The following is a 4203-nucleotide window of genomic DNA, read 5'->3' as shown; positions in this document are numbered from 1 at the left end:
GCTTTACCTAAATCTCTCGACATTGCCCTCATGGAAACGCCAAGTAAATGAGAAATTTCTCTGAATCTATTATAAGAAACACAGTTATTTGATATGCTATTTTTCATTGATATTCCTCTTTTCATTTTCAAAATATACAATTCTATCTGTTCTTTCTGTACTTAAAATAGTCTCAATTATACGTTTAGTATCACTATTGTAATAAATCATTTTACAACCAGAGCAAAGCTCAAAAGGAATGTTAATGATTGTAATTCTTTGGTTAAAAGCATTGTTAAAGTCTTTTGAAAGATAAATACTCGATAATTCACCAGAGCAATTAAAGGCACATATTTTTTTCATTTTGACACCTCGCAATAAAAATAGTAAGTGGGAAAAGTGAATCACTTTCCCCACACTCACTTAATAATCAGTTCTATTAGTTTCAATGAAATCACTCATTTTAGATACAGAATTTGAAATCTCATTTAACATTTCTTTTAATCTATCAACGCCTGTTCTATTGAATAAATGATATGAATCCTTAACAGAATCAAATTGAAGGTTTATATTTTTACTTAAGATATCAAGCATTATTAATTGACTATTTGCTTCAACATTTGATGACAATTCATTAATTTTAACATCTTTTTCTTTGAGTTTTTTAAGTTGCTCCGTGTTAAGATTTTCAATTTCCTTCATTTTCAATTGAAGATCACCATATTTATCTTTAAGGAGCAAGTCAGCTTTTTTGTCTGCAATATCGTCAATATTGCTTTGTAAAGTCAGCAATTCATCTTTAAGATTTTGGACTTCTTCTTCACTTAACGACTCGCCGTTTTCATCGTCAGAATTGTTAATATTCATTTCTAATTCTTTAACTTTATCAGCAAGCTCCTTAGACTCTTTTTCAAGTTTTTCGTATTCATCCGTCTTACTAGCCAGATTATTTTTAATCATCTTAATTTCATTTTCAGTTTTCTTAGCAATTTCGGCGCCCATGAGATTATATAATTCTCTTTGATCAAACTCTGAAAGTTGTCCGATTTTATGAGCTTTTGTTATGCCCCAATTTCCATTTTCAAAGAGTTCTCTAAACTCTGGTATTAACGTAGTGATGTTGTCGTAACGTTCAACAGTCTTTTTAGACTTGCCTGTTTTGGAAGCAATTTCTTTGTTAATGTTGAATTTTCTACCTAAAATTGCTTCAAGTTTTTTATATTCTTCTTTCTCTATCTCAATGATCTTAATGAGATCCATATCCTCTCTTAATCTGCCACCTTGAATATTAGAATCGAAAAACTTAAGCTTACAAATTTCAAGAATATCGAATGTTTCTTCACAAGTAATTTTGTCGAAAGCTTCATGATCTGGGTTTCTCAAAACCATGCGTTGTTTTCTATGACCAGTGACAATTTTAAGCTTACCATCTACTCTTTTAACCACAGGCTTATGAATGATACCTACATTCAAAACAGATTTTTCTACATCTAAAAATGTAGTTTCTGTTTCGTCAATCTTAAAAAATTCTTCTTGCAGTTCTGGAAAACATGACTCTAAACTTAAAAATTCTTCTCTCGTAAGCTGTATCAACTGTTCTTTAGACTCTGCATTATTAACCGCAGTATTTACCGCCTTTACTTTATTAGAAACCAAATTACTTAACTTATTAGCCATTTTAAAATCCCCCTCTTAGTCAATGTTATTACGTGCTTTAATCATAGAAATCAATTCTCTGGCAATTTCTGCATATATAAGCGTTGGTAAAATACTAGGCTTATATTCTCTTAAAGTCATTTCATAAAATGGTGCTTCTTCAACTTTTACACTATGTGGAATTGGTTTAAAAACATGTGTGTCAATTTCGTTTTGAATGTTTTCAAGTACAAGATTGTGCAGTTTTGACTTTCTATATTTTGAAGGAATAACACCTAAAAGTTCTAAACTGTGACCATTCGATTTAATTTTTTCAACTTTGTTCATGATGTATTCAAACCCTTCAAGAGCAAATTTATCAAGACCAACAGGAACGAAAAAGTAATCTGAAGCATACAAGGCATTTTCAACCAAGCTGTTATAATACGGTGGTGTATCAATCAAAATAAAGTCAAATTCACTCAAAATCGGTTCAAGTGCATTTTTTAAAGTAAGGTGAATATCGTCATATTCTGGAAGTAAATTTGATTGATTAATGTCAAGTTCGATGCCTAAGTCAGAAAGATAATCACATAAATTTGACTTAGAATAAAACTGTGCTTGGTGTAGAATTTTATCAACTTCAATAAGATTTAAGTTAGATGGAATCGCATAAAGATTGTCCATCTTAGTGGGCTTTATGATATCAATAATATCAACATTACCTAATAAAAGATCCCCAATATAAGACGATTCATTGTCTTTAATGCCTAAATTAGATGATGCGTTACCCTGGGGGTCATTATCAATAAGTAGTGTTTTATAACCGAGTGATGCAAACTCTGACGCAATAGATAATAAAGATGTTGTTTTGGTAACACCGCCTTTAGTTGCGGGATCAGATAATACAAATGCTAAATGTTCTTTAAATTTTTTCATCTTATACTCTCCTTTGAAGCGTCAGACTGACGCTCGTTATTTCTAATATAATGATACCATAAAAAAACACAACAGTCAATAAAAACCTATCACAATATTGAACTATTTCATAAACTTTTCAGTAGAACATCGTTCCAATCTCCAGAGGACGAAGGCATTAAAGACGTAAAATTTAAGTGATGTTTAGTCCTTAAGTTCTCTTGATAGATCAGAGAATAATTCTTAGGTTTATCACTATCATTATCAGTACAAATAATACAATTTGATTCATCGAATTTGAAACCACTGTAACGGTTTATCAAATAATTTTCAACCTCAAATATAATAGATATACCTAATGTAGACATAGAGACAAGTAAGCAATCACTTAGCATTTTAGATCCTTTATTAAGCAAATAAAATGACAAGAGGTCGATTGTGGCTTCAAAAAAATAAACACGTTCAATCTCTGATCCAATCCTTAAATTAAAGCCAAGGCCATGTTTATTGTTAGGTGACAAATGTTTAAATGGACTATCACCAGTACCTTTTAATTCAAATCCCTTAACTCTAGTAAAATCATTGCGAATGTCATCATCAAAATCATACCAGAGGAATATTACATTACCCCTTTTGTCCTGAGATACATATTTTCTTTTAATCAGATCCACAACGAGCTTGGCGTCAATACCTCTCTTTTTATTAAGATAAGCAATCGCACGATGTTGATTAACACTAAGCTCTGGCAAGACCAAATTTGAACCATCCTCAATTTTCTTAACAGATTTAGTAAAAGTCAGTTTTAGATCAGCAGCAGCGTGACCATGACCGACACAATCAAGTAACATGAGAGCTGCTTCATCGGCTGCCATGTTAAAATAATTAACAAAAAAATCAATGGCATTCCCCCACTCTTTAGTTGAAAAGTTGTAGTACACGCAGTTTTCAATATACAAACCGCCATAACCTTCAAGCTTCATTTTATTGCCCCAAGGCACTAATGGAATACCATTATAAGAACAAGCGTCCTCAATATTTACATTTCTAGCAATTCGCCATGCTTCTGGTGATAATCCCATAATTATAAATCCTTTCTTTAATCTTATAAATAATGATACCATAAAAAAACACGATAGGTCAATAAAAACCTACCTACCTCATTATTTATTTTTCTTTCAAGCAAATATCTATTAATGAGTTTCGTTAGAAACTCTATCCGCATTAAAATAAGCTTTTGAGATAACCGTAAGGTTATCAACTATGTTGAAAGGATATTTATAAAGAATGGATGATAAAAAAGGATTATTTAATACCCCCTTTAGTAATTAGTCGTGGTTCAGTAATATCAATGTTTCTGAAAGATGCGCCAATAAGCAATAGTAGACAATAACAACAGTATAATCTCGGTGATAATAGACACAACAATGAATAAATGTCATTGATACTTGACAAGCAAAAAAAAATCTAAATAATGTTATTGATACTTGACAAGTAAGCGTAAAAAAATAGACCTCACAAATTCGAGTTCATAAAACGCCGAAATTTGAGGTCTACAGGGAGCAACAAGCAATACGCAAATCAAATAGACGAAACGCAAAAAGACGCTATAAATGAAGATATAACGTTTTTACCAGAGGTATTCAACACATTCAAGGTTGCAGTCAATTTGAT

4 protein-coding genes are annotated in these 4203 nt (G+C 31.4%); all 4 read right to left on the bottom strand.

From position 1 onward, the window contains the following. Nucleotides 1–96: 96 nt before the first annotated feature. Nucleotides 97–342, bottom strand: coding sequence for a hypothetical protein (locus AC220I_RS19055; protein ID WP_486725448.1), 246 nt, complete (start codon nucleotides 340–342; stop codon nucleotides 97–99). A 60-nt stretch (nucleotides 343–402) separates the two neighbouring features. Beyond that, nucleotides 403–1656 carry a hypothetical protein gene (locus AC220I_RS19050; RefSeq protein WP_486725447.1) on the bottom strand — a complete coding sequence of 418 codons (1254 nt, stop codon included), beginning with the start codon at nucleotides 1654–1656 and terminating at the stop codon, nucleotides 403–405. Nucleotides 1657–1671: 15 nt separating this feature from the next. Then, on the bottom strand, nucleotides 1672–2553 hold the full coding sequence (locus AC220I_RS19045; RefSeq protein ID WP_486725446.1) for a ParA family protein: 882 nt from the start codon (nucleotides 2551–2553) through the stop codon (nucleotides 1672–1674). 107 nt (nucleotides 2554–2660) lie between these two features. Beyond that, the gene (locus tag AC220I_RS19040) at nucleotides 2661–3611 is read right to left on the bottom strand and encodes a DUF3991 domain-containing protein (protein WP_486725445.1); all 951 of its coding nucleotides are present in this window, start codon (nucleotides 3609–3611) and stop codon (nucleotides 2661–2663) included. Nucleotides 3612–4203: the final 592 nt, after the last annotated feature.

The organism is Fusibacter sp. (assembly GCF_057447755.1).
Note: the sequence above shows the minus strand (reverse complement) of the source record. Positions and strands in the feature narration are given on the sequence as shown.

What these genes read in the sequence shown, in the direction of transcription:
- AC220I_RS19055 (WP_486725448.1), bottom strand. Translation starts at nt 342, where the DNA reads ATGAAAAAAATATGTGCCTTTAATTGCTCTGGTGAATTATCGAGTATT.
- AC220I_RS19050 (WP_486725447.1), bottom strand. Translation starts at nt 1,656, where the DNA reads ATGGCTAATAAGTTAAGTAATTTGGTTTCTAATAAAGTAAAGGCGGTA.
- AC220I_RS19045 (WP_486725446.1), bottom strand. Translation starts at nt 2,553, where the DNA reads ATGAAAAAATTTAAAGAACATTTAGCATTTGTATTATCTGATCCCGCA.
- AC220I_RS19040 (WP_486725445.1), bottom strand. Translation starts at nt 3,611, where the DNA reads ATGGGATTATCACCAGAAGCATGGCGAATTGCTAGAAATGTAAATATT.